24 protein-coding genes and 1 riboswitch are annotated in these 25,695 nt (G+C 72.5%); of the genes, 5 read left to right on the top strand and 19 right to left on the bottom strand.

Annotated elements, in window-relative coordinates; translation table 11 throughout:
- Positions 1-11: 11 nt before the first annotated feature.
- From ACILQ5_RS02195 to ACILQ5_RS02255, 13 genes are all read right to left on the bottom strand, one after another.
- A complete protein-coding gene (locus ACILQ5_RS02195) occupies positions 12-1,361 on the bottom strand; it encodes a serine hydrolase domain-containing protein (protein ID WP_395656333.1) in 1,350 nt (449 codons plus the stop codon).
- Positions 1,358-4,240 carry an aminomethyl-transferring glycine dehydrogenase gene (gene gcvP, locus ACILQ5_RS02200; protein ID WP_395656334.1) on the bottom strand — a complete coding sequence of 961 codons (2,883 nt, stop codon included), beginning with the start codon at positions 4,238-4,240 and terminating at the stop codon, positions 1,358-1,360. Before gcvP ends, ACILQ5_RS02195 begins: the two co-directional genes overlap by 4 nt.
- Before the next feature lie 91 nt (positions 4,241-4,331).
- Positions 4,332-4,428, bottom strand: a riboswitch (glycine riboswitch).
- 70 nt (positions 4,429-4,498) lie between these two features.
- Entirely contained in the window at positions 4,499-5,095 is a 597-nt protein-coding gene (locus ACILQ5_RS02205) for a MerR family transcriptional regulator (protein WP_395656335.1), read from the bottom strand.
- A 342-nt stretch (positions 5,096-5,437) separates the two neighbouring features.
- The gene (locus tag ACILQ5_RS02210) at positions 5,438-5,905 is read right to left on the bottom strand and encodes a bifunctional nuclease family protein (RefSeq protein ID WP_395656336.1); all 468 of its coding nucleotides are present in this window, start codon (positions 5,903-5,905) and stop codon (positions 5,438-5,440) included.
- A 53-nt stretch (positions 5,906-5,958) separates the two neighbouring features.
- Positions 5,959-6,699, bottom strand: coding sequence for a MerR family transcriptional regulator (locus ACILQ5_RS02215; RefSeq protein WP_395656337.1), 741 nt, complete (start codon positions 6,697-6,699; stop codon positions 5,959-5,961).
- A 7-nt stretch (positions 6,700-6,706) separates the two neighbouring features.
- On the bottom strand, positions 6,707-7,255 hold the full coding sequence (locus tag ACILQ5_RS02220; RefSeq protein ID WP_395656338.1) for an FHA domain-containing protein: 549 nt from the start codon (positions 7,253-7,255) through the stop codon (positions 6,707-6,709).
- A 133-nt stretch (positions 7,256-7,388) separates the two neighbouring features.
- A complete protein-coding gene (gene gcvH, locus ACILQ5_RS02225) occupies positions 7,389-7,775 on the bottom strand; it encodes a glycine cleavage system protein GcvH (RefSeq protein ID WP_395656339.1) in 387 nt (128 codons plus the stop codon).
- Between the two features lie 46 nt (positions 7,776-7,821).
- Entirely contained in the window at positions 7,822-8,676 is an 855-nt protein-coding gene (locus tag ACILQ5_RS02230) for a DUF881 domain-containing protein (protein WP_395656340.1), read from the bottom strand.
- The gene (locus tag ACILQ5_RS02235; protein ID WP_395656341.1) at positions 8,669-9,001 is read right to left on the bottom strand and encodes a small basic family protein; all 333 of its coding nucleotides are present in this window, start codon (positions 8,999-9,001) and stop codon (positions 8,669-8,671) included. Before ACILQ5_RS02235 ends, ACILQ5_RS02230 begins: the two co-directional genes overlap by 8 nt.
- Positions 8,998-9,870: a DUF881 domain-containing protein gene (locus tag ACILQ5_RS02240; RefSeq protein ID WP_395656342.1), complete on the bottom strand. Its 873-nt coding sequence runs from the start codon at positions 9,868-9,870 to the stop codon at positions 8,998-9,000. Before ACILQ5_RS02240 ends, ACILQ5_RS02235 begins: the two co-directional genes overlap by 4 nt.
- A complete protein-coding gene (locus ACILQ5_RS02245) occupies positions 9,863-10,408 on the bottom strand; it encodes a CDP-alcohol phosphatidyltransferase family protein (RefSeq protein ID WP_395656680.1) in 546 nt (181 codons plus the stop codon). The genes ACILQ5_RS02240 and ACILQ5_RS02245 overlap by 8 nt, the downstream gene beginning before the upstream one ends.
- Before the next feature lie 141 nt (positions 10,409-10,549).
- Entirely contained in the window at positions 10,550-11,596 is a 1,047-nt protein-coding gene (locus ACILQ5_RS02250) for a hemolysin family protein (RefSeq protein ID WP_395656343.1), read from the bottom strand.
- Positions 11,593-12,957 carry a hemolysin family protein gene (locus ACILQ5_RS02255; protein WP_395656344.1) on the bottom strand — a complete coding sequence of 455 codons (1,365 nt, stop codon included), beginning with the start codon at positions 12,955-12,957 and terminating at the stop codon, positions 11,593-11,595. Before ACILQ5_RS02255 ends, ACILQ5_RS02250 begins: the two co-directional genes overlap by 4 nt.
- A gap of 226 nt (positions 12,958-13,183) precedes the next feature.
- On the opposite strand from ACILQ5_RS02255, the gene ACILQ5_RS02260 reads away from it, so the two are divergent.
- The 3 genes from ACILQ5_RS02260 to ACILQ5_RS02270 all read left to right on the top strand — a co-directional run bounded on the left by ACILQ5_RS02260 (position 13,184) and on the right by ACILQ5_RS02270 (position 17,024).
- On the top strand, positions 13,184-14,653 hold the full coding sequence (locus ACILQ5_RS02260) for a DUF1800 domain-containing protein (RefSeq protein WP_395656345.1): 1,470 nt from the start codon (positions 13,184-13,186) through the stop codon (positions 14,651-14,653).
- Positions 14,654-14,657: 4 nt separating this feature from the next.
- A complete protein-coding gene (locus tag ACILQ5_RS02265) occupies positions 14,658-15,911 on the top strand; it encodes a DUF1501 domain-containing protein (protein ID WP_395656346.1) in 1,254 nt (417 codons plus the stop codon).
- Between the two features lie 63 nt (positions 15,912-15,974).
- Complete coding sequence (locus ACILQ5_RS02270; protein WP_395656347.1) at positions 15,975-17,024, top strand: hypothetical protein; 1,050 nt, start codon at positions 15,975-15,977, stop codon at positions 17,022-17,024.
- A 15-nt stretch (positions 17,025-17,039) separates the two neighbouring features.
- Here the strand turns inward: ACILQ5_RS02270 and ACILQ5_RS02275 are convergent, their stop codons facing one another.
- From ACILQ5_RS02275 to ACILQ5_RS02290, 4 genes are all read right to left on the bottom strand, one after another.
- Positions 17,040-17,894, bottom strand: coding sequence for an NAD(P)-dependent oxidoreductase (locus ACILQ5_RS02275; RefSeq protein WP_395656348.1), 855 nt, complete (start codon positions 17,892-17,894; stop codon positions 17,040-17,042).
- A gap of 75 nt (positions 17,895-17,969) precedes the next feature.
- Positions 17,970-18,149 carry a hypothetical protein gene (locus ACILQ5_RS02280; RefSeq protein WP_395656349.1) on the bottom strand — a complete coding sequence of 60 codons (180 nt, stop codon included), beginning with the start codon at positions 18,147-18,149 and terminating at the stop codon, positions 17,970-17,972.
- A 167-nt stretch (positions 18,150-18,316) separates the two neighbouring features.
- Positions 18,317-19,417 (bottom strand): NAD(P)H-dependent flavin oxidoreductase, encoded by a 1,101-nt coding sequence (locus tag ACILQ5_RS02285; protein ID WP_395656350.1) that lies wholly within the window; start codon positions 19,415-19,417, stop codon positions 18,317-18,319.
- A gap of 54 nt (positions 19,418-19,471) precedes the next feature.
- Positions 19,472-21,133, bottom strand: a complete 1,662-nt coding sequence (locus ACILQ5_RS02290; RefSeq protein ID WP_395656351.1) for an acyl-CoA synthetase — start codon at positions 21,131-21,133, stop codon at positions 19,472-19,474.
- A 48-nt stretch (positions 21,134-21,181) separates the two neighbouring features.
- Between ACILQ5_RS02290 and ACILQ5_RS02295 the strand changes: the two genes are divergently transcribed.
- Positions 21,182-21,982 (top strand): crotonase/enoyl-CoA hydratase family protein, encoded by an 801-nt coding sequence (locus ACILQ5_RS02295; protein ID WP_395656352.1) that lies wholly within the window; start codon positions 21,182-21,184, stop codon positions 21,980-21,982.
- Positions 21,983-22,084: 102 nt separating this feature from the next.
- Positions 22,085-22,906, top strand: a complete 822-nt coding sequence (locus ACILQ5_RS02300; RefSeq protein ID WP_395656353.1) for a phosphatase PAP2 family protein — start codon at positions 22,085-22,087, stop codon at positions 22,904-22,906.
- 6 nt (positions 22,907-22,912) lie between these two features.
- Here ACILQ5_RS02300 and fadD8 read toward each other — a convergent pair whose 3' ends face one another.
- The gene (gene fadD8 / locus ACILQ5_RS02305; RefSeq protein WP_395656354.1) at positions 22,913-24,532 is read right to left on the bottom strand and encodes a fatty-acid--CoA ligase FadD8; all 1,620 of its coding nucleotides are present in this window, start codon (positions 24,530-24,532) and stop codon (positions 22,913-22,915) included.
- 69 nt (positions 24,533-24,601) lie between these two features.
- Positions 24,602-25,660 carry an LLM class F420-dependent oxidoreductase gene (locus ACILQ5_RS02310; protein WP_395656355.1) on the bottom strand — a complete coding sequence of 353 codons (1,059 nt, stop codon included), beginning with the start codon at positions 25,658-25,660 and terminating at the stop codon, positions 24,602-24,604.
- Between the last annotated feature and the right edge of the window lie 35 nt (positions 25,661-25,695).

Below are 25,695 nucleotides of genomic sequence, written 5' to 3' on the forward strand. Positions count from 1 at the left end.
TGGGCCCGGGCCTAGCCGGGCACGCCGCCCGGGATCGGCGCGGTCGGGTCGTAGGGCGTGCGCGTGTAGATGAACGTCGCGACGTCGAGGTGCCCGACGGTGCCGTCCGGGCGGCGCACGACGTGCATCTGCTCGCCCGCGTGGTAGCCGGACCGGCCGACCACGCGGCCCTCGTCGGTGACCGCGAACCGGTAGGCCTCGACGCCGTCGCGACGAGCGACCAGCTCGCTGCCCTCCATGGCGAGCACGAAGGGGGTGTTGCCCCAGTGCCACACCCCGGGCACGCCGAGCAGCACGTCCGGGACCCCGCTCGAGGGCACCCACGGGCCGGCGAGCGTCGGCTCGCACGCCTCGAGCTCGGTCAGCAGCTCGGTGACGACCGCCGCCGGCGAGTAGCCGGTGGTCGCGTTGGCGAGCACGACGCCGCCGGTGCGCCGCTTCCGGTCCACGAGGCAGGTCGCGAGGAAGCCGGGCATCGAGCCGGTGTGCCCGGCGAGGGTGCCGGAGCCGCCGGCGAAGACCTGGAAGCCCAGCCCGTGCGTGGCCCGCATCCCGTCCTCCGGGGCGCCGGCCTGCGGCGCGTAGGCGCGGTCGAGCTCGTCGACCGACAGCACGTCGGGGTGACCCTGCCCGAGGAAGACGGCGTACGTCGCCAGGTCGGCCGCCGTGGCCCAGACCTGACCGGCCGGGGCCATCGCGCCGGTGTCGGTCGCGGGCTCGTCGACCAGGGTGCCGTCGTAGGGGTGCACGGACCGGCCCCGGGCCGCGGCCCCCTCCGGCAGGTACGACGTCCGCGTCATCCCGAGCGGACCGAGGACCTGCTCCTGGACGGCCTCCCACCAGGTGGTGTCGAGCAGCCGGGCCACGGACTCGCCGAGGAGGGCGTAGCCGAGGTTGGAGTAGTGGAACCGCTCGCCGGCGCCGAAGACGCCACCGGAGCCGTCGTTGACGGCAGCCAGCTCGTCGAAGGACAGGCCCGCGGACCGCTCCCACCACGAGCCGGCCGGCTCGGACTGCATCCCCGAGCTGTGCGCGAGGAGGGTGCGCACGGTCCGGTCCGCGTAGCCGACGTCCCCGAGCACCGTCGAGACCGGGTCGTCGAGGCCGAGCCGGCCGTCGCGGACCAGCTGGAGCACGAGCACCGCGGTCATCGTCTTGGTGATCGACCCGATCCGGTACTGCACGTCGTACGGGTCGTGCTCGGGCACCTCGGGCGTGCCCCGGAAGCCGAACCACACCGGCTCGCCGTCGCGCACCAGCCCGGCCACCACCGACGGGTAGCGGCCGGTGGTCTGGGCGTGCGCCAGCCGGGCGAGCAGCCGTCGGGAGGTGTGGTCGCTGACCGCCTGGGGGGCGCTCACTCGGCGAACGCCTCGAGCGGCGGGCAGGCGCAGACGAGGTGGCGGTCGCCGTAGGCCTGGTCGATCCGGGCGACCGGGGGCCAGTACTTGTCCGGGTCGATGCCGGTCGGGAACACGGCCAGCTCGCGGGAGTAGGGCCGGTCCCACTCGCCGACCAGTGCCCGCGACGTGTGCGGGGCGCCCCGCAGCGGCGACTCCTCCGGGGTCCACTCCCCCGCGCCGACGCGGTCGATCTCGCCCTTGATCGCGATCATCGCCTCGACGAACCGGTCGATCTCGCCGAGGTCCTCGGACTCGGTCGGCTCGACCATCAGCGTGCCGGCGACCGGGAACGACATGGTCGGGGCGTGGAAGCCGTAGTCGACCAGCCGCTTGGCGACGTCGTCGACGCTGACGCCGGTCTCCTTGGTCAGGCCACGCAGGTCGAGGATGCACTCGTGGGCGACCAGGCCGCCGTGGCCGCGGTAGAGCACCGGGTAGTGCTCGCCGAGCCGGGTGGCGACGTAGTTGGCCGACAGCACCGCGGCGGCGGTCGCCCGGGTCAGGCCCGCGGCGCCCATCAGCCGGATGTAGGCCCACGAGATCGGCAGGATCCCCGCCGAGCCGTAAGGAGCCGCGCTGACCGGGCCGATGCCGGTCCGGCCGGACTCCTCCGGGTGCATCGCGTGCGAGGGCAGGTACGGCGCCAGGTGCTCGCGCACCGCGACCGGGCCGACCCCCGGGCCACCGCCGCCGTGCGGGATGCAGAAGGTCTTGTGCAGGTTGAGGTGGGAGACGTCGCCGCCGAACTCACCGGGCCGGGCGTACCCCAGCAGCGCGTTCAGGTTGGCGCCGTCGACGTACACCTGGCCGCCGTGCTCGTGGACGATCCGGCAGAGGTCGGTGATGGTCTCCTCGTAGGCGCCGTGCGTCGACGGGTAGGTGACCATGATCGCGGCCAGGTCGTCGGCGTGCGCCTCGCACTGCGCCCGGAGGTCGTCGAGGTCGACGTCGCCGCCCTCGCCCGACTTCACGACCACGACCTGCATCCCGGCCATCACCGCCGAGGCGGCGTTGGTGCCGTGCGCGGAGGACGGGATCAGGCAGACGTCGCGCCCCGCCTGGCCGTTGGCGTGGTGGTAGGCGCGGATGGCGAGCAGGCCGGAGAGCTCGCCCTGCGACCCGGCGTTCGGCTGGAGGGAGACCCGGTCGTAGCCGGTCACCTCGACCAGCCACTGCTCGAGGTCGGCCACCAGCTGCCGGTAGCCGGCGGCGTCCTGGGCCGGGGCGAACGGGTGCAGGTCGGCGAAGCCGGGCAGCGAGACCGGCTCCATCTCGGTGGTGGCGTTGAGCTTCATCGTGCAGGAGCCGAGCGGGATCATGCCGCGGTCCAGCGCGTAGTCGCGCGCCGAGAGGGTGCGCAGGTAGCGCAGCATCTGGCTCTCGCTGTGGTGCTGCTGGAACACCTCGTGGGTGAGGTAGTCGGTGGCGCGGCGCAGGCCGTCGGGGAGCGCGTCCCCGGTCGCCGCGTCGACCGCGTCGACGTCGGTGCCGGTGACCCCGAAGGCCTCGAGGACGCGGAGGATGCTGGAGCGGGTGGTGGTCTCGGAGGTGCTGACCCCGACCGTGTCCTCGTCCACCAGGCGCAGGTGCAGGTCGAGCTCGCGGGCCGCGGTGACGACCTCGGCGGCCCGCCCGGGGACCGGCACGGTCAGGGTGTCGAAGAAGCGGTCGTGCGCCACCGGCACACCGGCCTCGGCGAGGGCGGCGGCGAGCACCGCGGCGTACCGGTGGCTGCGCGTCGCGATCGCGCGCAGGCCCTCGGGTCCGTGGTAGACGGCGTACATCGAGGCCACCACGGCGAGCAGCACCTGGGCGGTGCAGATGTTGGACGTCGCCTTGTCGCGGCGGATGTGCTGCTCGCGGGTCTGGAGCGCGAGGCGGTACGCCGGCCGGCCCTCGGCGTCGACCGACACCCCGACCAGGCGGCCGGGCAGGTGCCGCTCGAGGCCGGCCCGGACCGCCATGTAGCCGGCGTGCGGACCGCCGTAGAACAGCGGGACGCCGAAGCGCTGGCTGGACCCGACGGCGATGTCGGCACCGAGCTCGCCGGGCGACTCGAGGAGCGTGAGCGCGAGCAGGTCGGCGGCCACGACCGCCATCGCGTCCCGCTCGTGGGCCTGCTCGATGACGCGGCGCGGGTCGAGGACCCGCCCCGAGGCGCCGGGGTACTGGACGAGCACGCCGCACAGGCCCTGCTCGAGCAGGGCGTCCGGCAGCCCGTCGGCGAGGTCGGCGACGACGACCTCGATGCCGAGGCCCTCGGCCCGGGTGCGGACGACGTCGATCGTCTGCGGCAGCGCGTCGGCGTCGACGACGAACGGCCCGCTCGCCTTGCGGTTGCCCCGGCGGACCAGGGTCATCGCCTCGGCCGCGGCGGTGGCCTCGTCGAGCAGCGAGGCGTTCGCGGTCGGCAGCCCGGTGAGGTCGCCGACGACGGTCTGGAAGTTGAGCAGCGCCTCCAGCCGGCCCTGGGAGATCTCCGGCTGGTAGGGCGTGTACGCGGTGTACCAGCTGGGGTCCTCCAGCACGTTGCGACGGATCACCGGCGGGGTGATCGTGCCGTGGTAGCCGAGGCCGATCATCGCCTCGGCGGGGCGGTTGGCGAGCGCGAGGGCCCGCAGCTCGGCGGCGACGGCCGCCTCGCCCAGCGGCGCCGGCAGGTCGAGCTCGGCCGCGGTCCGGATCCCGCCGGGCACGGCGGCGTCCATCAGCTCCTCGAGGGAGCCGAAGCCCAGCCGGTCGAGCATCGTCGCGACGTCCTCGTCTCGGAGCCCGATGTGCCGGTCGACGAACGGCAGTGCGCCGTCGAGGTCGGTGAGGGTGGGGTGGTCGGCCATGGCGGAGGGCTCCTCGGAGTCGACTGACGTCGGACGGGCGCCTCCCCCTCTGTCACCGCGCGCCGGTCAGGGCGCGCCGCTCCAGAGCTGCCTGACCCACGCGGTCCGGGTGCCTGAGAGGTTCCGGGGAGGAATTGCCCCTTCGGCGTCCCCTCCAGCCTCGTCGGGGACTCTCCCGCACGGGATAGTCGGCGCGGCCCAATCTACCGGGCCCGCGCCGACGACCGAAACCTCTGTCCGACGTGCCGCCGGTCGGGTTCAGCCGATCTTGCGCGCGGCGCGCCGGGCGGCGAGCTCGTCGCCGGCCGTGGGGGCGTCGTCGGCCTCCGCGGTGCGCTCGCTGGGCAGCTCGGCGAGGGTGCCCTCGATCTCCTGCCACACACCGCCGATCGCGATGCCGAAGACGCCCTGCCCGCCCTGGAGCAGGTCGATGATCTCGTCGTTGCTGGTGCACTCGTAGACCGAGACGCCGTCGCTCATCAGCGTGACGCGGGTCAGGTCCTCGGTGCCGCGGGTGCGCAGGTGCTGCACGGCCGTGCGGATCTGCTGGAGCGAGATGCCGGCGTCGAGCAGCCGCTTGACGACCTTGAGCAGCAGGATGTCCTGGAAGGAGTAGAGCCGCTGCGAGCCCGAGCCCTTGGCGCCGCGCACGGTCGGCTCGATCAGGCCGGTGCGGGCCCAGTAGTCGAGCTGGCGGTAGGTGATGCCGGCCGCGTTGCACGCGGTCGGGCCCCGGTAGCCGGTGTCGCTGGGCAGCGGAGAGACGTCGTCGGTGAAGAGCAGGCCCTGCTCCTCGGCCGTGGCGACCGCCTCGGCGGCCTCGGCGTTCTCGGTGTGCTGCTCGTTCTCGTTCACACGGTCCTCCGTGGGCTACTCCGTTGTGCGTAACTACCGGGGGAAGGTGCCGCGCGGCCCAAGATCCGGGGCACCACAGCGTTGGAGTTACAACAGAGACACTTCAAGGTAGGCCTCCACCCCGGGACCGTCAAAGAGGTCACCGGGCGTGTCGCAACCCTCATCCTCTACCTGAGGGTGAGGGATTCGACCCTGATGTCAGGGTCTGCGAGTACGAGCGCGGCTGGGCGTGCCGTGCGTGCGCGGCTGGCCAGGCGGAGGAGGGAGGCGGCCTTCGAGCGAAGCGGGCCGTCGACCGACGACAACGCAGCCAGGGGCGTGCGCACGGTGCGCCCAGGGCGCTCAGTGGGCGTCGAAGTCTTCGGGGGTGACCTGGTCGAGGAACTCGCGGAACTTCTCGACCTCGTCCTCCTGCTCGGCGGGGACGGCGAGCCCGGCCTCGTCGAGGACGTCCTCGGCGCACAGGATCCGGGTCCCGGTGCGCAGCGCGAGCGCGATGGAGTCCGAGGGTCGGGCGCTGACCTCGGCGCCGGAGCCGAAGACCAGGGTCGCGAAGAAGACGCCGTCCTTGACCTCGGTGATCCGCACCTCGGTGAGCTCGTTGCCGGTGGCGTCGAGGACGTCCTTCATGAGGTCGTGGGTGAGCGGCCGCGGGGGCACCACGCCCTGCTGGGCGAACGCGATGGCGGTCGCCTCGACCGCGCCGATCCAGATCGGGAGGTAGCGCTCCCCCGACACCTCGCGCAGCAGCACGATCGGCTGGTTCGAGGGCATCTCGACCCGGACTCCCATGACATCGACTTCGCGCACGCCACCACACTACTCCCGCGTGGTGGCGCCGCGAGCCCGCCGGACCGGCCCGCTCAGCGCGAGCGCAGGCCGATCTTGACCAGCGTGGCGTGCAGGCGCACGGAGAGCGCGGCGATCTCGGAGACGGTCTCCTCGGCGCGGGCGCGGGCGGCCGTGTCACGGCCGGCCTTCTGGGGGGCGACGACCTGCTCGACGAGGCCGACCTCGCGGTCCGCAGCGGTCTTGAACGCGCGCAGGTGGCGCGGCTCGAGCCCGAAGTCGGCCAGCTCGCGGGCGGTCTGGGCGACGACGAGGGCGTCGGTGTCGTAGTGGCCGGTGCCGGCCCGCGGGGTGATCAGGGCGTACTGCTCCAGCTGGTCGAGCAGCTCCTCGGAGATCTCGGCGATCTTCAGCAGCTCGCGCCGCGAGAGCCGCAGCTGGTCGCGCCGTCGGAAGGACTCGGCGCTCGGCAGCCCGTCGGCCGCCAGCGCGACCCGCGGCACGGTCGGCACGACCGGGTCGATCGGCGGCGGCTCGAGACCCCGGTCGATGGCGTCGAGGTGCTCGCCGATGACCCGCAGCGGGAGGTAGTGGTCGCGCTGCATCCGGAGCACGTAGCGCAGCCGGTCGACGTCGTCGTGGCTGAACTTGCGGTAGCCGGCGGGGGTCCGCTCGGGCTTGATCAGACCCTTGTCCTCGAGGAACCGGATCTTGGGGATGGTGACCTCGGGGAAGTCCGGACGCAGCCGGTCGAGGACCTCACCGATGTTCATCCGCGCCCGGGACGCCGACGAGGACGCCGAAGCCTGGGTCATCGGGTGCTCATCCGCTCGTGTGCCCCATGAAGAACACCAGCCGGTACTTGCCGATCTGGACCTCGTCGCCGTCGGTGAGCTGCACCCGGTCGATGCGGTCCCGGTTGACGTAGGTGCCGTTGAGGCTGCCGACGTCGCTGACGGTGAACGTGTCGCCGCTGCGGTGGAACTCCGCGTGCCGCCGCGAGACCGTCACGTCGTCGAGGAAGATCTCGCTGTCCGGGTGCCGGCCGGCCGTGACGACGTCGGCGTCGAGGAGGAACCTGCTCCCCGATCCGGGGCCGCGCTGGACCACCAGGAGCGCGTGCCCGACCGGCAGTGCGTCGACCGCGGCCGCGTCGACCGGGTTCAGCTGCCGGTCCGAGGTCTCCACCTTGTCCCCGGCGCCGAGGTTGATCGTGGCCGTGGACTCGTCGGCGCCCGGGGCCGGCGTGGCCGGCGTCGACACGGTGGGCGGGTCCGCGGGGTCGTCCGCGGCGACCAGGCGGGAGCCGCACTGGGAGCAGAACCGCGCGTCGTCGGGGTTCTGCTTGCCACACGCTGTGCAGAACGGCATCGGTGAAGTCCTTCGGTGCGGGCGCCGGGCAACCCTCAAGGCCGGGTTGAGGTTGATGGTTTCCCCGAACCTATCAGTCGCGCGCGACCGATCAAGCCGACACGGCCCGGGGCCGCCCGCGGCTCCGGGTGGGTCAGGCCTCGAGCGAGGCCTGGTACGTCGCCGCGTCGAGCAGCCCGTCGAGCTGGTCGCGCTCGGACGGCACGACCTCGAAGAGCCAGCCGCCGCCGTACGGGTCGTTGTTGACCAGCTCGGGGGTCGCGTCCAGCGCGTCGTTGCGGGCGACCACCTCGCCGGAGACCGGCGCGTAGACGTCGCTCACGGACTTCGTCGACTCCAGCTCGCCGCAGGTGCTGCCGGCGTCGACGGAGTCCCCCACCTCGGGGAGCGACACGTAGACGATGTCGCCGAGCGCGTCCTGCGCGTAGTGGGTGATGCCGATCCGGACCGACCCCTCGTGCTCGCCGGGCTCGCGCACCCACTCGTGCTCGGTCGTGTACTTCAGGTCGTCGGGGTACAAGGCGACTCCTCGGGGCGGGTCCAGGGACGGGCGGACGGTGGAGAGGCTACTGGGACGGGACCGGGCTCGCGAAGACCTGCTTGGCCGGCTTGACGACGCTCTCGATGTCGAGCGAGGCCAGCTCGTCGACCGAGACCGTCGCGCCGTCGTCCTCGAACAGGTCGCGCGGCCCGCCGGGGAAGTCGATGCCGGAGTCCGCCAGCGTGTGCGGGTCGCCGATCGCGTCGATGACGTACGGCGAGGTGACCAGCTCGCCGCCGACCAGCAGGCCGCCCGAGGCGTCCTCGACGGGCGTGCTCGCCACGACCCGCACCTGGCCGTTGACCTGGATCGCCTCGGCACCGGCGGTGCGGAGCTCCTGGATGGTGTCGACCATGCTCTGGACGTCCACGGCCCCGGTCTCCTCGGTGACCGTGACCCGGATGCCGGGACCGGTCACCGGCACCAGGCCGGCCAGGATCGCCAGGTTGTCGGCCTGCTGCTCGGCCTGGGCCAAGGCGGCCTCGCGCGCCCCCGTGCTCGACTGGAGGTCGTCGCGGGTGCGCTGGAGCCGCGCGATCTCGGAGTCGGCGCGCTGCGTGGTGCCGGCGAGGCCGTTGAGGACGTCGATGAGGTCCTGCTCGCGCAGGCCGGCGTAGGTGTTGTCGACCTGGGTGAACCGCACCTGCGTCACGGCGGCGTAGCCCAGCACGGCGAGCAGGACGGCCACGACGAGCTGGCCGCGGGTCGGACGCAGGAAGGCGCCGCGCAGCCGGTCACGGCCGGTCGGCGGGTGCTGCTCCTCCCCCGGCCCGGCCCGGTGCTCGGGCGCGTGCTCGGGCGCGTGCTCGGGCGCGTGCTCGGGCGCGTGCTCGGGCGCGTGCTCGGCCGGCCGCTCGGAGGCGTCCTCGGCGTCAGGCATGGAACAGGTGCCTCCGGATCGCGGCGGCGTTGGAGAAGATCCGGATCCCGAGCACCACGATGACGCCGGTCGAGAGCTGGCCGCCGACGCCGAGCTTGTCGCCCAGGAAGACGATCGCCGCCGCGATCACGACGTTGCTCACGAACGAGATGACGAAGACCTTGTCGTCGAAGATGCCGTCGAGGTAGGCACGGAGGCCGCCGAAGACCGCGTCCAGCGCGGCGACCACCGCGATCGGCAGGTAGGGCTCCAGCCCGAGCGGCACGGCGGGCTGGAAGACCACGCCGAGCACGATGCCGACGAGCAGGCCGAGCGCGGCGATCACTGGGGGGCCTCCTTGCGGTGCTGGGTCTGGTTCTGCTCCGCCGTACCCTCCACGGCGTTGCGGAGCCGCGCAACTCGCGGCGGGGCCGCCGGGAGCGAGAGCTCGTCCACATTCTGCATGGACCACGGGAATCCGAAGCTCTCGACCGTGCCTCGGAACTGCAGGCCGCTCGTGGACTCCATCAGGTCCGCCTGGAGGGTCTTCTCGTTGCCGATGGCCGTGACGACGTACGGCGGGGACAGCGAGTGGTTGTTGACGCGGATGGCGTCGCCGGAGTTGCGGATCGCGGACCGGGCGGTGAGCCGCTGGCCGTTGACGGCGATCGCCTCGGCGCCGGCGTTCCACAGGCCGTCGACCAGCAGGCGCAGGTGCCAGTCCCGGACCAGGTCGCCGTTCGCCGCGTCGTCGACCGTGACCCTGACGCCGGGACCGGTAACGGCGCCGAAACCGGTGGTCGCGGCCAGCCGCACCTCGCGGGCGGCCGCCGCCTGCTCGTCGGCGGTGACCCGGTCGAGCCGGGTCTGGAGCGCGACGTTGGTCTCACGCAGCCGCACCATCTGGCGCTGGAGGTCCGACAGCCGCTCACGGCCGTCCTCGATCTGGGAGATCAGCGTCGCCCGGCTCGCGCTGCGCACGTCCTCGCCCCGCGAGGTCTGCACCGCCGCCACCGTGACCAGGAGCCCGAAGACGGCCACCACCGCGACCGCCGCCAGCCGCTGCGAGCGGCGCCGGGCGCCGTCCGGCTGCTGCTCCGCCGGCTGCGCCGCCCGCCGCTCGGCGACGTGCTGGTAGTCCTCGTCGAGCGACTGCTGGGTGATGAGGGTGAGCAGCGGCGTGCTGATGCGGTCGTTGACCGTGGTCTCAGGCATCGGTGGCCGCCTGCCGTCGGTCGGTGGTGCGCAGCAGCGTGCGCACCTGCCAGGCGTAGAGGATGCCGGCCCACCAGTAGAGGCCGATGCCCCAGATCGCGAACGCCCAGCCGAACACGTCGGCGAGGGTCGCGACCGTGCCGTCGCCGTCACCGAGGAGCAGCAGCGGGAAGGCGTAGAGCAGGTTGAACGTGGCGGCCTTGCCGAGGAAGTGCACCGGCAGCGCGCTGTAGCCGCGGGTGCGCAGCAGCGGCACCAGCCCCCAGAGCAGCAGGTCGCGCAGGGGCAGCGAGAGCGCCACCCACCAGGGGATCACGTCGCGCAGGGCGAGGCCGACGACCACCGCCAGGATGTAGAGCCGGTCCGCGACCGGGTCGAGCACCTCGCCGAGCGCCGAGGTCTGGCCCAGGCGGCGGGCGAGGTAGCCGTCGAGGAAGTCCGTCACGCCCATGACGGCGAGCAGCGCGAGGGCCCAGCCGTCGGCCTCGGGGCCCAGGACGAGCCAGAGGAAGACGGGGACACCGGCGAGCCGCAGCATGCTCAGCAGGTTGGGCAGCGTCCACACCCCGCTGCGCGTCGAGTCGTCCGCCACTGCTCGCCTGCTCGCCTGTCTGCTCTCCCTGCCTGCCGACGCCACCCTAGGGCACGCCTCCCAGGTCGGACGCGCCCAGCGTGGCCGTCAGATCGCGTCCTCGTGGTGCGCGGCGTCCCGGATCTCGCCGACCAGCTCCTCGATGACGTCCTCCAGCGTGGCCAGGCCCAGGGTCCGCCCCCCGGCGTCGACCACGCGCGCCATGTGGGCGCCCCGGCGCTGGAGGGTCTCGAGCACGTCGTGCAGCGGCTCGGACTCGCCGACCGGGGCGAACGGCCGGATCCACTTGTCCTCGACCGGCCGCGCGCGGCGCTCCTCGTCGGTCTCCAGCACGTCCTTGATGTGGAGGTAGCCGAGCAGCTCACCGTCCGCGGCCACGGGGAACCGGCTGAAGCCGGTCGCGGCGCACAACGCCTCGACGCTCTCGGCGGTCGCCCCGCGCTCGACCGTGGTGAGGGAATCCGGCGGCATCAGCACCCCGGCGACGGTCTTCTCGGTGAACCCCAGGGCGCCGGCGAGTCGGTCGTACTCGTCGGCCGCGAGCAGCCCCTCGCCGCGCGACTCCTCCACCAGCGCGGCGACCTCCTCGCGGGTGTAGGTGGAGGTGACCTCCTCGGTCAGCCGCGCGCCGAGCAGCCGCAGCACGCCGGCCGCGACCGCGTTGATCACGACCACGACCGGCCGCAGCACCGTGACGATGGCCCAGATCGGCGGCCCGAGCACCAGCGCCGCGCGGTCCGGCGCCGCCAACGCGATGTTCTTCGGGATCATCTCGCCCATGACCACGTGGAGGTAGACGACGATCGCGAGGGCGATCACGAACGAGACGGGGTGCAGGAGCCCCTCCGGCAGGTGGAGGGCGTGCAGGACCGGCTCCACCAGGTGCGCGACCGCGGGCTCGCCGACCGCGCCGAGGACCAGCGAGCAGACGGTGATGCCGAGCTGGTTGACGCCGATGACCAGCGAGATGTTCTCCATCGCGGTGAGCGTGGTCCGCGCCATCCGCGAGCCCGCCTCGGCCCGCGGCTCGATCTGGGTCCGGCGCGCCGAGACCAGGGCGAACTCGGCGCCCACGAAGAAGGCGTTGCCGAGCAGCAGCAGCACGGCGACGACGACGGCGGTCCCGCTGCTCATGCCTGCTCCTCGGTCCGGTCGTCCTCGGAGTCGTCGGGCAGCCGCAGGCGCAGCCGATCGATCCGCAGGCCCTCCATCCGCTCGACGGTCAGCACCGCGAGGCGCTCGCGGACCTCCTCGGTCTCCGAGCGGTCGGGCACCGGGACCTCGGCGCGGTCGCCGACCTCGGGCACCCGTCCCAGCACCCGCAGGACCAGCCCCGCGATCGTGTCGTAGTCCTCGTTCTCGGGCAGCTCGATCCCGGTGAGGTCCTCGACCTCGTCGGGGCGCAGCAGCCCGGACAGCGTCCACGAGCCGTCCCGGTGCAGGCGCGCGCTCGCGCTCAGCCGGTCGTGCTCGTCGGCGATGTCGCCGACGATCTCCTCGACGACGTCCTCGAGGGTGACGATGCCGGCGAAGCCGCCGTACTCGTCCATCACGACCGCGAGCTGGAAGCTCTCGTCGCGCAGCAGCGCGAGCAACGGGTCGAGGCGCAACGAGTCCGGCACGACGATCGGCCGGGCGACGAGGTGCTTGACCCGGGTCGTCGCACGCTCGCCGACCGGCAGCGCGACGGCGTTCTTGACGTGCACGGTGCCGACGACGTTCTCGTCGGTGTCGAGGACCGGGAACCGGGAGTGCCCGGTCTCGCGCGTCAGCTCGATCACCGCTGCCGCCCGGTCGTTGGCGTCGAGGGAGACCGTGCGCACCCGCGGCGTCATGATCTCGCCGGCCGTGCGGGTCCCGAACTCCACCGACCGCTCCATCAGCTCGGCCGTCTCGACGTCGAGGGTGCCGAGGTCGGCCGAGCGCTGGATCAGCGAGGCCAGCTCGGTCGAGCTGCGCGCCGAGCGGAGCTCCTCCTGCGGCTCGATCCCCAGGCGCCGTACGACGGCGTTGGCCGAGCCGTTGAGCACCTTGATCGGCCCGCGGACGATCGCGGTGAAGGTGCGCTGGAAGCGCTGGGTCGCGCGCGCGACCACCATCGGCCGCGCCAGGGCGAGGTTCTTGGGGACCAGCTCGCCGAAGATCATCGTGAGCACGGTGCCCAGGGCCAGGCCGATGCCGACCGCGACCGGGTTCACGGCGCCTTCGGAGACACCGGCGGCGCCCAGCGGACCGTCGATCAGCTCGGCGATCGCGGGACCGGCGAGGTAGCCGATCGCGAGGTTGGTGATCGTGATGCCGACCTGGGCACCGGAGAGCTGCGTCGACAGGCTCCGCAGGGCCTGCTGGAGCCCGCGGGCACCACTGTCCCCCTCCGCCGCGGCCCGCTCGACCTGGCTGCGGTCGACGGTGACGAAGGAGAACTCGGCGGCGACGAACACGCCGCAGGCGAGGATCAGGAGCAGCGCTGCGACGAGCAGCAGCCAGGCGGTCATCGGGGCTCTCCACGGCCACGGCCGCGCGGCCGGGAGAGCGAGGGACTTCGGGAGCCGTCCATGGGGCGGGCGTCGGGTCCTCACAGTGCGGGGGCGGTCGTCGGGAGTCTACCGGGACGACCCCGGGGAACGGTCTTCGCCGAAACGGTGACGCCGCGCCGAGGCCCGACCTAGCCTGGAGCGACCCGCGGCAGCCCCGGTCCGCGGGGAGGACTCGGGAGCCCGGATGAGCATCGCGCCCGCACGCGACCGCACGCAGCGGCTGCTGCCGCCGACCGCCCGGCACCTGGTCGGTCGCTTCTCCTACGGCCTCACGCCTGCGCTCGCCCGGCAGGTCCGCGCCGCAGGCGGTGCCGGGCCCTGGTTCGAGCAGCAGCTGGACCCGGACTCGGTCGGGGACGGGGCCGCCGACGAGCTGCGCTCGTGGTGGTCGGGCCTGTCGCGCTCCCCCACCGAGCTGTGGCGCCGGCAGCGCGACGACATCGAGGGCGGCTGGGAGGTGATGCTCGACTACCAGCGCTGGGTCCTGCTGCGCCGCATCCACTCACGACGCCCGGTGCTCGAGCTGCTCACCGAGCTGTGGGAGAACCACTTCAACGTGCCGGCGAGCGGCGACGCCCAGTGCTTCTGGCGCGTCGACTACGGCGACACGGTGCGCGCCCACGCCCTGGGCCGCTTCGAGGACCTGCCGCAGGCGGTGACCACGCACCCGGCGATGCTCATCAACCTCGACAACGTCAGCTCCGACCGCACCCACCCCAACGAGAACCTCGGACGCGAGCTGCTCGAGCTGCACACGGTCGGCCGCGGCCAGTACGGCGAGCCGGACGTCAAGGACTCCGCGCGGATCCTCACCGGGTGGAGCGTGGACATGTGGGACACCTTCGAGGCCGAGTACCGGTTCGCCTGGCACTGGCGCGGGCCGGTCCGGGTCATGGACTTCTCCCACCCCAACGCCGAGCCCGACGGGCGTCCCGTCACCGCGGCCTACCTCACCTACCTCGCGCACCACCCCGCGACCGCCCGCCGGGTCGCCCGCCGACTGGCCGTGATGTTCGTCAGCGACGAGCCCTCGGACGCGCTCGTCGACCGGCTCGCCGCCGTCTACCTCGACCACGACACGGCGATCGCCCCGGTGCTCCGTGCGCTCGTCGCGTCCGGCGAGTTCGCCCGGTCGGTCGGGGCCAAGGTCCGCGACCCGGGCGAGGACGTCGTGGCGTCGTACCGCGCCCTCGACGTGCGGTTCGCGCGCCCGCCGGCGAACGCCGCCGGGGAGCGGTACGCCGCGAACCAGCTGCTGTGGCAGGCCGCCGACATGGGCGCGATGCCGTTCGGCTGGCCGCGGCCGGACGGGCAGCCGATCGACAACCGCTCCTGGTCCTCGCCCTCCCGGATGCTGGCGTCGATGTCGACGCACGTCGCGCTGGCGGGCTCGTGGTGGCCGGACCGCGGCGTCACCTACCACTCGGCGGTGTGGTGGGTGCCGCACTTCCCGGTCCGGTTCGACGTGCTCGTCGACCACGTCTCCCGCCGGATCCTCCACCGTCCGGCGACCCCGCGGCTCCTGCGGGCCTGCTGCGAAGCGACCGGTGTCGACGCCCGGGACCGGATCACCCGCGACCACCCGGTGGTGCGCTGGGACATGTTCCGGCTGCTGTCCACCTTCCTCGACTCCCCCGTCTTCATGACCCGGTGACGCCATGACCTCCTCCCCGATCCCCGACGCCTGCTGCGCCGACTTCCTGCGGCTCTCGCGCCGGTCGCTGCTCGGCGGCGCCGCGGCCCTGGTGGGCACCACCACCCTGGTCGGCACCGCCTCCGTCACCACCTCGGCGGCCGCGGCGAGCCCCGCCCCCGCTGTCCTGGTGGTGCTGTCCCTGCGGGGCGCCTGCGACGGGCTCTCGCTCGTCGTGCCCCACGCCGACCCGGCGTACTACGCGGGCCGGCCCTCCATCGCCGTCCCCGCCGACCAGCTCCTGGCCGCGGACGAGATGTTCGGGCTGCACCCGCAGCTGGCGCCGCTGGTCCCGCTCTGGGACGCCGGCCGGCTCGCCGCCGTGCACGCCACCGGGCTCCCGGTCCCCAACCGCTCGCACTTCTCCGCGATGGAGGAGGTCGAGGACGCCGACCCGGGCTCGACGGTCCGCACCGGCTGGCTCAACCGCCTCATCGGCACCGACGCCGCCGGCTCGCCCCTGCAGGGGTTCAACATCGGCGGTGGCGTCGTCCCGACCTCGCTCTTCGGTCCCGAGGAGGTGATGTCGGCCTGGGGCGTGGACTCGCTGAAGATCTCCGGCGACGACGACGCCGGCACCACCCGGCGTCGCCGCACCTCGCTGCACACGCTGTGGGACGGCGACCGGGGTCCGCTCGGTGAGGCGATGCGCTCGATGTTCGGCGCCATCGACGACTTCGAGCCGGCCCGGGAGACGGCCGACCACCGGGACTCCTACCCCGACACCGACCTGGGCCGCGCCCTCGCGGAGGTGGCCCGGGTGATCCGCGGCAACGTCGGCGTCGAGGTCATCACCGTCGACCAGGGCGACTGGGACATGCACTCGGACGTCGGCACCGTCGAGGACGGCCGGCTGCGGAGGAACGCGGAGGATCTGGCCACCTCGCTCGCGACGTTCTTCGGCGACCTCGGCGACCAGGCCGGCAAGGTGACGCTGGTGACCATCAGCGAGTTCGGTCGCCGGGTCGTCGAGAACGCCAGCCAGGGGCTCGACCACAGCTACGGCAACGTGATGCTCCTCGCCGGCGCCGGGGTGCGGGGCGGCCGGTACTACGGGACCTGGCCGGGCCTGACCGACGACGACGACGCCGACCTGCTCGTGACCACCGACTACCGCAGCGTGCTCTGCGAGGTCGTCACCTCCCGGTTCGGGGCGTCGACCGCGACCGTGTTCCCGGGGTTCAGCCCGGAGTCGGTCGGCGTGATGACCTCGCTCTAGGCCGTCGACGGCGGCGCGCCGGACCCTGGACGAGAACACGTTCTATCCGCCACAGTGGCGCTCGTGCGCGTGATCCAGTGGGCGACCGGCGGCGTCGGCCGGGCCGCGATCGAGGCCGTCCTCCAGCACCCCGAGCTCGAGCTGGCCGGGTGCTGGGTCCACTCCGAGGCCAAGGCCGGGCTCGACGTCGGCGAGATCGTCGGCACCGACCCCGTCGGCGTACGGGCCACCAGCAGCGTCGAGGAGATCCTGGCGATTGAGGCCGACGCCGTCGTCTACGCGCCACTGGTCCCGGACCGCGACCAGGTCGCCGCGCTGCTGCGCTCGGGCAAGAACGTCGTCACCCCGGTCGGCTGGTTCTACCCGACCGAGCGGGACGGGGCGCCGCTGGAGGCGGCGTGCCGCGAGGGCGGCACCACGTTGCACGGGACGGGGATCAACCCCGGCGGGATCACCGAGCTCCACCCCCTCATGTTCTCGGCGCTCTCCTCCGCGGTGACCTTCGTGCGTGGTGAGGAGTTCTCCGACATCCGCACCTACGACGCACCGGACGTCGTGCGGCACATCATGATGTTCGGCGGGAAGCCGGAGGAGGCGATGGGCGGGCCGATGCTGGGCCTGCTCTCGGGCGGGTTCATCCAGTCCGCCCGGATGTGCGTGGACACCCTGGGCTTCGCGGCCGACCCGCACATCCGCACCTCCCAGGAGGTGGCAGTGGCCACCGCGCCGATCGACACCCCGATCGGGGTGATCGAGCCCGGCCACGTCGCCGCCCAGCGCTTCGTCTGGGAGGCCGTCGTCGGCGAGACCTGCGTGGTGCGGATCGCGGTGAACTGGCTGATGGGCGAGGAGAACCTCGACCCGCCGTGGTCCTTCGGGCCCGAGGGCGAGCGGTTCGAGGTCGAGGTGCAGGGCGACCCGAGCTGCTTCGTCACCATCCGCGGGTGGCAGCCCGAGACCGTCGAGCAGGGGCTGGTCCGCAACCCCGGCGTGGTCGCGACCGCGGTGCACTGCGTGAACTCGATCCCCTACGTCGTCGCCGCCGAGCCCGGGATCAGGACCTACCTGGACCTGCCTCTCGTCGCCGGCCGGGCACACCCCGACCTGCGCTGACCACCCGGCCCGGAGTCAGTGGGAGCGGTACGTCGCGGCCATGTCGAGGTCGCCGTGGCCGTCGTCGACGGCGCGGGCGAAGTGGGCCCGGATCCCCGGCATCAGGGCCAGGTCGACGCCGGCGCCCTCGGCAGCGGCCAGGATCAGCTCGACGTCCTTGAGCGCGTTGCCCAGGGCGAACGCGGGCGCGAGGTCGTCGTCGAGCATCGCCGTCCCCTTGAGCCGGACGTACGGGGCGTCCAGCGCGCCGCCGCCGACCGCCTCCAGGAAGAGGGCCGGGTCCAGGCCCAGCTCGCGCGCCAGGGCCAACGACTCCGCGACGCCCTCGACGACGGTGAACACCCAGGCGTTGGCGACCAGCTTGAGCCGGGACGCGGTGCCGGCCTCGCCGACCCACAGCGTGCGGCTCCCGATCGCGTCGAACACGGGGGCCACCGCGGCGCGCGCGTCCGCGGGCCCGGAGGCGAGGACCACGAGGGCTCCGTCCTCGGCCGGCTTCCTGGTGCCGAGCACCGGCGCGTCGACATAGACCAGGCCGAGGTCGGCGGCCAGCGCGCCGAGCCGCTCGGCCGCCTCGACGCCCACGGTGGTGCTCTGCACCCAGACCGCCCCGGGCGCCAGCGTCGCGCGCGCCGCCGTCATGGTCTCGGCGACCGACTCGCCGTCGTAGAGCATCGTCACGACGACGTCCGCGCCGTCGACCGCGGCCTCGACCGTGCCGGCCACCGTCGCGACGTCAGCGAGCGGCTCCGCCTTGGCGGGGGTGCGGTTCCACACGCGCAGCGGAAGTCCGGCGGCGGCGATGTTGCGGGCCATGCCGGCCCCCATCGTCCCGATCCCGAGCAGGGCCACGGTCGGTGCGTCGCTCATGCGGCCGACGGTACGAGGCGCGCCCAAGGGCCGGCCGTGCGGCCCGCCCGGCGTCCTCCGGTCGGCCGCGGGCGGCTACCTGCTCCCCTGGTGCCGCGCGCTCCGCTGGCCGTCGTGGGCGGCACCCGAGCCGGTGTCGCTGCTGACCTGCTGGATGGTGGCCTGCTCGTCGTGACCGAGACGGTCGAAGGCGTGGCTCACGTCGCTGAGCTGCACGAGCGTGCACAGGGCAGCGACCGCGATCACAGCGACCATGGCGAAAGCGTGCAAGACATCGCGCATCGAAGGTCCCCCCAGAGCCTCGAGATGCAGGGAGAAGCCGTTCCTCCCTGATCACACAGTGACACACGGGTTCGCTCGAACCACGTCCGACCCGCGGTCTTGCGCAAGTCTGGAGGAAGTCGCCCTTGCGGCGTACGGCGTCAGACGATCTTGTCGAGGCGCGCCACGGCCTCCTCGAACTCCGCGACCAGTGAGGCCATCACGTCCGCGACCGGCCGGACCTCGTTCATGCGGCCCACGATCTGGCCGACCGGCATGGAGATCACGTCCGGGTCGCCCGAGGCGTTGATCCGGTTGTGGGCCTCGGCCACCAACAGGTTCTGGAGCGGCATCGGCAGGGGCGCGGGCGCGTCCTCCTCGGCCCAGGCCTCGGTCCACTTCGTCTTGAGCAGCCGGGCCGGCTTGCCGGTGTAGATCCGGGTGCGCACCGTGTCGGAGGACGTCGCCCGGGTGAACGCCTCGGTCCAGCCGGTGTTGGACTGGAGGTTCTGGTACTCCTCGGTGCCGAGCCAGATCGACCCGGTCCACACGCCCTGGGCGCCGAGGGCGAGCGAGGCCGCGACCTGGCGGCCGGACCCGATGCCGCCCGCGCCGAGGACGGGCACGTCCGGGCCGACCGCGTCGACGACGTCCGGCTGCAGGACCATGCTCGCGACCTCGCCGGTGTGCCCGCCGGCCTCGTAGCCCTGGGCGACGATGATGTCGACGCCGTTGCGCACGTGCGAGAGCGCGTGCTTGGCCGCGCCCGCCAGTGCGGCCACCTTGATGCCGGCCTCGTGGCAGGTCTCGATCACGTCGACCGGCGGCGAGCCGAGCGCGTTCACGATCAGCACGGGCCGGTGCTGCAGGGCGACGTCGAGGTGCGACCGGGCCACCGAGTGCAGCCAGCCGAGCACGCCGTCTCGCCCCTCGCCCTCCGGCAGCGGCGGGACGCCGAGCTTCTGCAGGGTCCGGTCGACGAAGTCGATGTGGTCCTGCGGGATCATCGCCTTCAGGTCCACCGACGTCCCTTCCGTGGGGATCTTCATCGGCATCACGATGTCGACGCCGTACGGCTTGCCGTCGGTGTTGTCGTCGAGCCAGCTCAGCGTCTCCTCGAGCTCGTCGGGGTCGTTGAAGCGGACGCAGCCAAGCACCCCCAGGCCACCGGCTCGGGACACGGCCGCGGCCACGTGCTGGGAGGGGGTGAAGGCGAAGATCGGGTAGTCGATCCCGAACTCGTCGCAGATCGGCGTGCGCACGGTGTCCTCCGGTGGGTCGGTTGCTCTGGTTCGGACGGTGGGTCGGACGGTGGGTCAGACGCTGGTGGGGTCGACCGTGGCGGCCTTCGCGGCGAACCCGGCCAGCGCGAGCTCCTTGGCCCGCGGGTACTGCGCCTTGCCGGTGGCGTTGCGCGGGATCTGGTCGACGATCGTCAGGCTGCGCGGCAGCTTGTAGCCGGACAGGTGCGCGCGCAGGAACGTGCGCAGCTCCTCGAGCTCGAGCGTGTGGCCCTCCCGCAGCTCGACGACCGCGGCGACCGCCTGGCCGTACTTCTCGTCCGGGATGCCGACCACCAGGACGTCGTACACGGCGTCGTGGTTCTTGATCGCCATCTCGACCTCCTCCGGGTAGACCTTCTCGCCGCCGGTGTTGACGCAGTTCGAGCCGCGGCCCAGGAGCGTGACCCGGTTGCCCTCCTCGATGCGCGCGAAGTCGCCGGGCACCGAGTAGCGGGCGCCGTCCACCTCGATGAACGTCGCGGCCGACTTGACGGGGTCCTTGTAGTAGCCCACCGGGACCGAGCCGCCACGGGCCAGCCGGCCGGTGCGGCCGACGTTGGTCTCCATGTCGAGGATCCGGTTCTCCTCGTCGAGCACGACGCTGCCGGGACCCAGCCCGACGACCGGGCCGTCGGTGGAGATGTTGTTGGGGTCCTGCATGCCCATCCCGCCGAAGCCGGTCTCGGTCGACCCGACCGAGTCGGTGAAGACGGCGTTCGGGAACGCCGCCATCCAGCGGGCCTTGACCGGCGGGCTGAAGATCGCGGCGCTGCTGGAGATCGCGAACAGGCTGGAGCCGTCGTACGGCGTGCCGGTCGCTGCCTTCGCCTCGAACGCCTCGATCAGCGGGCGGGCCATGGCGTCGCCGGTCATGAAGATCAGCTGCACCTTCTCGCGCTCGATGATCTCCCAGGTGCGGACCGGGTCGAACTTGGGCTCGAGGATCGTGAGGTGTCCGGCGAACAGGTGCATGAGCAGGCCGGCCTGGGCGCCGCCGTGCATGAGCGGGCTCAGCGGGAAGGTGACCATCCGCGGGTCGTTGGCCTGGTTGGACTGGTCGAACTCCTCGAGCGGCTCGCCGGTGTAGAAGTCGATGCCGCCACCGAGGACGCGCCAGAAGTCCTCGTGGCGCCACATCACGCCCTTCGGGAAGCCGGTCGTGCCACCGGTGTAGATGATGTGGATGTCGTCGGGGCTGCGCTCGCCGAAGTCGCGCTCGGCGCTCTGGTCCGCGATCGCGTCGTCGTAGTGGACCCCGCCGTAGGAGGAGTAGTCCGACTGGTCGGAGGGGTCGAGGGCGTCGTCGACCACGACCGCCACCCGCAGCTTCTCGTGCTTGGGCCAGCACGCGGCCACGAGCGGGGCGTAGGAGCGCTCGTGGATCAGCGCGACGACGTCGGCGTTCTCGAAGAGGTAGTCGAGCTCGCTCTCGACGTACCGGTAGTTGACGTTGATCGTGGTCGCGCGGATCTTCACGATGGCCAGGGTCGCGACCACGTGCTCGATGCTGTTCTTCGCGTAGATCGCCACGTGGTCGCCCTGCCCCACCCCCTGGGACCGGAGGTAGTGGGCGAGCCGGTTGGAGTCCGCCTCCAGCTCGGCATAGGTCACGACCCGGTCCCCCACCTTGAGCGCGGGGTTGTCCGGTGCGGCGTCGACGGCGTGTTCGAACAGGTCGGCGATGTTGTGAGCCACGCCCGCGAGACTAGAACACGTTCTCGTTCTTGGCTAGCATCGCCCGACATGACCGAACCCGCGCCCACCGAGCCGCACTGCCTGGTCGAGCAGGACGGGCACAAGCTCGTCGTGACGATGAACCGCCCCGAGGCGCGCAACGCCCTCTCCGGCGAGATGCTCGCGATCATGGAGCAGGCCTGGGACCGGGTCAACGCCGACGACGAGATCCGGGCCTGCATCCTCACCGGGGCCGGCGGCTACTTCTGCGCCGGGATGGACCTCAAGGCCGCCACCAAGCGCTCCCCCGACGAGAGCTTCAGGTCCGGGTTCGACCCGGCGGTGATCAAGGGCCTGCTCAAGGGCTTCCGGCTGACCAAGCCGCTCATCGCCGCGGTCGAGGGGCCGGCCGTCGCCGGCGGCACCGAGATCCTCCAGGGCACCGACATCAGGATCGCGGGCGAGTCCGCCCGGTTCGGTGTGGCGGAGGCGAAGTGGAGCCTCTACCCGATGGGCGGCTCCGCCGTACGCCTCCCCCGCCAGATCCCCTACACCGTCGCGCTCGACCTGCTCCTGACCGGACGGCTGGTGAAGGCGCCGGAGGCGAAGGAGATCGGGCTGATCGGCCACGTCGTCCCCGACGGCGAGGCGCTCGCCAAGGCACACGAGATCGCCGACCTGATCTGCGCCAACGGCCCGCTCGCCGTCCAGGCCATCCTCAAGACGGTCCGCGACTCCGAGGGCCGCCACGAGGAGGACTGCTGGGCCGACGACGCCCGCGTGGGCATGGCCGTCTTCGCCTCCGAGGACGCCAAGGAGGGCCCGCGGGCCTTCGCCGAGAAGCGCACCCCGGTGTTCCACGGCCGCTGACCCGGACCCGCCCGACCTGTCGTCGGGATCGGCGTACCGACGCACCACGGACCTCCTAGACTCCCTGTCGACATGCCGTGGCCGACGTGGGACGAAGCCGCCGTGGCCGCACTGATCAGCATCCTGGTGTGGCTCGGCTGTCGAGCGCTGCGCCCAGGACAGACCAAGCACCTGGAGCCGGCGGCGCTCGAGTTCGCCATCATCGCCGCGCTCTACTCGGTGTGGCGGCTGGCGCGGATGCTGCCGCTGGCCACCACGAGCGGGGCGCTGGGCCGCGGGCGCGACATCGCCTCCTTCGAGCAGGCCCTGCACCTGCCGACGGAGCTGTCCGTGCAGCGGTTCGTGCTCGCGCACGACTGGCTGGCCTCGCCGACCAGCTGGTACTACGCCACCGTCCACGTCCCCGCGCTGATCGCCTTCCTCTTCTGGCTGTTCTTCCGGCACCGCGACCAGTACCCCCACTGGCGCAACGGCCTGGCGCTGCTCACCGCGGGTTGCCTGTTCATCCGGTTCGTGCGCGTGGCGCCCCCTCGGTTCTTCCCCGACCTCGGCTACCAGGACCTCACCACGCACTACGGCATCTCGGTCTACGGCAACGACGTGCAGCGCGGCATCTCCGACCAGTTCGCGGCGATGCCCTCGATCCACGTGGGCTGGGCCGCGGTCGTCTCGCTGGGGATCGTCGCGGCGAGCACCAGCCCGTGGCGATGGGTCTTCCTGCTCCACGTGATCCTGACGACCCTGGTGGTCGCTGCGACCGGCCACCACTGGTGGATGGACGGCTTCGTCGCCGTCGCCCTGCTGCTCGCCGGGCTCGCCGCCGACAGCGCCGGCCGTCGGTTCATCGCCCGCAGACGCGAGCCGGAGCGGGAACTCGCGGCCTCCGCCGAGCCCGCCCCGCTCGGGGCGGACACGGCCGGCTGACCCGGCTCAGCCCACCGCCCGGTCGCCCGTCCAGTACTGGGCGCGCAGCGCCTTCTTGTCCGGCTTGCCCAGACCGGTCAGCGGCAGGGAGTCGGCGACGACCACCCGCTTGGGCACGTGCACCGAGCCCTTGCGGTCCTTGACCATCTGCTGGATCTCCTCGGTCATCGCCGCGACCGACGCCTCGTCGGACGACGCGTCCGACCTGAGCACCACGACCGCGGTCACCGCCTCGCCGAACTTCTCGTGCGGCGTGCCGATCACGCCGACCTGGGCGACCGCGGGGTGCTGCGCGACGACGTCCTCGACCTCGCGCGGGAACACGTTGAAGCCACCGGTGACGATCATGTCCTTGGTGCGGTCGACGATGTACCAGAAGCCGTCCTCGTCCTCGCGCGCCACGTCACCGGTGTGCATCCAGCCGTCGCGGAAGGTCTCCGCCGTCTCCTCGGGCAGGTTCCAGTAGCCGCCGGCCAGCAGCGGGCCCGCCACGCAGATCTCGCCGGGCTCCCCCGCCGGCACGGGTCGGCCGTCGTCGTCCAGCAGCGCGGTGCGCAGGAACGCGGACGGCCGTCCGCACGAGGCCAGCCGGCCCTCGTCGCCCCCCTCGGCGACGGCCTCGGCGTGGTCGGCGCGCGAGAAGTAGGTGATCGTCATCGGCGCCTCGGACTGCCCGTAGTACTGCGCGAAGATCGGGCCGAACCGGTCGATGGCCTCGCGGAGCCGCACCGGGTTGATCGCGGAGGCGCCGTAGTAGACGACCTCGAGCGACGACAGGTCCCGGGTGCGCGAGTCCGGGTGGTCGAGCAGGGCGTAGAGCATCGAGGGGACCAGCATGGTCGCCTGGATCCGCTCCTCCTCGATGGTGCGCAGCACCTCCGCGGGGTCGAACTTCGCCAGCACGTAGAGGCAGCCGCCCTTGAGCACGGTCGGCACGAAGAAGGCGGCGCCCGCGTGGGAGAGCGGCGTGCACATGAGGAAGCGCGGGGCGTCGGGCCACTCCCACTCCGCCATCTGGATCTGGGTCATCGTGTTCATCTGGCGCGAGAGGCCGACGACGCCCTTCGGCTTCCCGGTGGTCCCGCCGGTGTAGGTGATCGAGACGACGTGCTCGGGGTCCAGGGTCACCGCCTCGAGCGGCTGCGGGTCGAAGGACGCGGCCGCGGCGCTCAGGTCGTGGCCGACGTGGGCGAGCTCCTCGGGCACGGGGCCGATGGTCAGCACCTTCTCCAGCTTCGGGCAGCGGTCGAGGAGGCCCAGCGCGCGCTCGACGATCATCGGCACCGGGTCGATGGTGAGGCTGGTGATCTCGGCGTCGTTGATGACGTAGGCGTGGTCGTCGAGCGAGCCGAGGGGGTGCAGCGACGTGCGCCGGTAGCCCTGGGTCTGGCCGGCGCCGAGGATGAACAGCACCTCGGGACGGTTCAGGGCGAGCAGCGCGCCGGCCGTGCCCCGTCCGGCGCCGAGCGCCTCGAACGCCTGCACGTACTGGCTCATCCGCTCCGCGGCCTGCCCGCCGGTGAGGGTGGTGTCGCCCAGGTGCATCACGGGCTTGTCGCGGTGCCGCTTGAGCGCGGCGACCATGAGATGGCCGTTGTGGGTCCCGAGCCGCATGTCGTCGGTCATGCGGTGGAGACTAGAACGTGTTCCAGTTCAAGGCAATGCGCGGGCGCAGGTGATGCCGAGTCGGCGCTGTCAGGAGAGCAGCTCGGCCACCGACCGGATCTCGTCGGCGGAGCGGCAGCTCAGCAGCAGGGTGGTCACGCCGGTCTCCTCCCACTGCGCGACCTTCTCCTTCACCTCGCCGGCGGTGCCGATGATGTGCATGTCGTCGACGAGCTCGTCGGGGATCAGCGCGGTGGCGCGGTCCTTCTCGCCGCCCAGGTACAGCTTCTGCACCTCGGCCGCCAGGTCCTCGTAGCCCATCCGCACGAAGACCTGGTTGTGGAAGTTCGCCTCCTTGGCGCCCATGCCGCCCATGTAGAGCGAGACGAAGGGCCGCATGGCGTCGAGCACGGCGGCCTTCTCCTCGGCACCGCTGACCACCTGGAGGTGGCAGGTCGCGGCGATCTCGAAGTCCGAGCCGCCCTTCCATGGAGCAGAGTGGCGGGCGCCGGGGCGGGCGAAGCCCTCGTCCAGCCACGGGCGGTACATGCCGGCCGACTTCGGCGTGTAGAAGATCGGGATCCAGCCGTCGGCGATCTCGGCGGTCTGGGCCACGTTCTTGGGGCCCTCGGCGCCGAGCCAGATCGGCACGTCGGCGCGCAGCGGGTGCACGATCGGCTTGAGCGGCTTGCCGAGACCCACGGAGCCCTCCCCGTGGAACGGCAGCGGGTAGTGCGGGCCGTCGTTGGTCACCGGCGCCTCGCGCGCCAGGACCTTGCGGATGATCTCGACGACCTCACGCGTGCGGGCCAACGGCTTGGCGAACGGCTGGCCGTACCAGCCCTCGACGACCTGCGGGCCGCTGACGCCCATGCCCAGGACCACGCGACCGTTCGACAGGTGGTCGAGCGTCATCACGTGCATCGCGATCGAGGTCGGGGCGCGTCCCGACATCTGCACGATCGACGTCCCCAGCCTGATCCGGGAGGTCTCCCGGCCCCACCAGGCCAGCGGCGTGAACGCGTCGCTCCCCCAGGCCTCAGCGGTGAACACCGCGTCGAAGCCGGCGTCCTCCGCGGCGGCGACCAGCTCACCGACGCCCTGCGGCGGCTGCGCGCCCCAGTAGCCCAGCTGCAGTCCGAGCTTCATGTCCGTCTCCTGTCCGTCGTACGCCGGGGGTGGTT

The organism is Nocardioides sp., from assembly GCF_044226305.1.
GTDB lineage: Bacteria > Actinomycetota > Actinomycetes > Propionibacteriales > Nocardioidaceae > Nocardioides.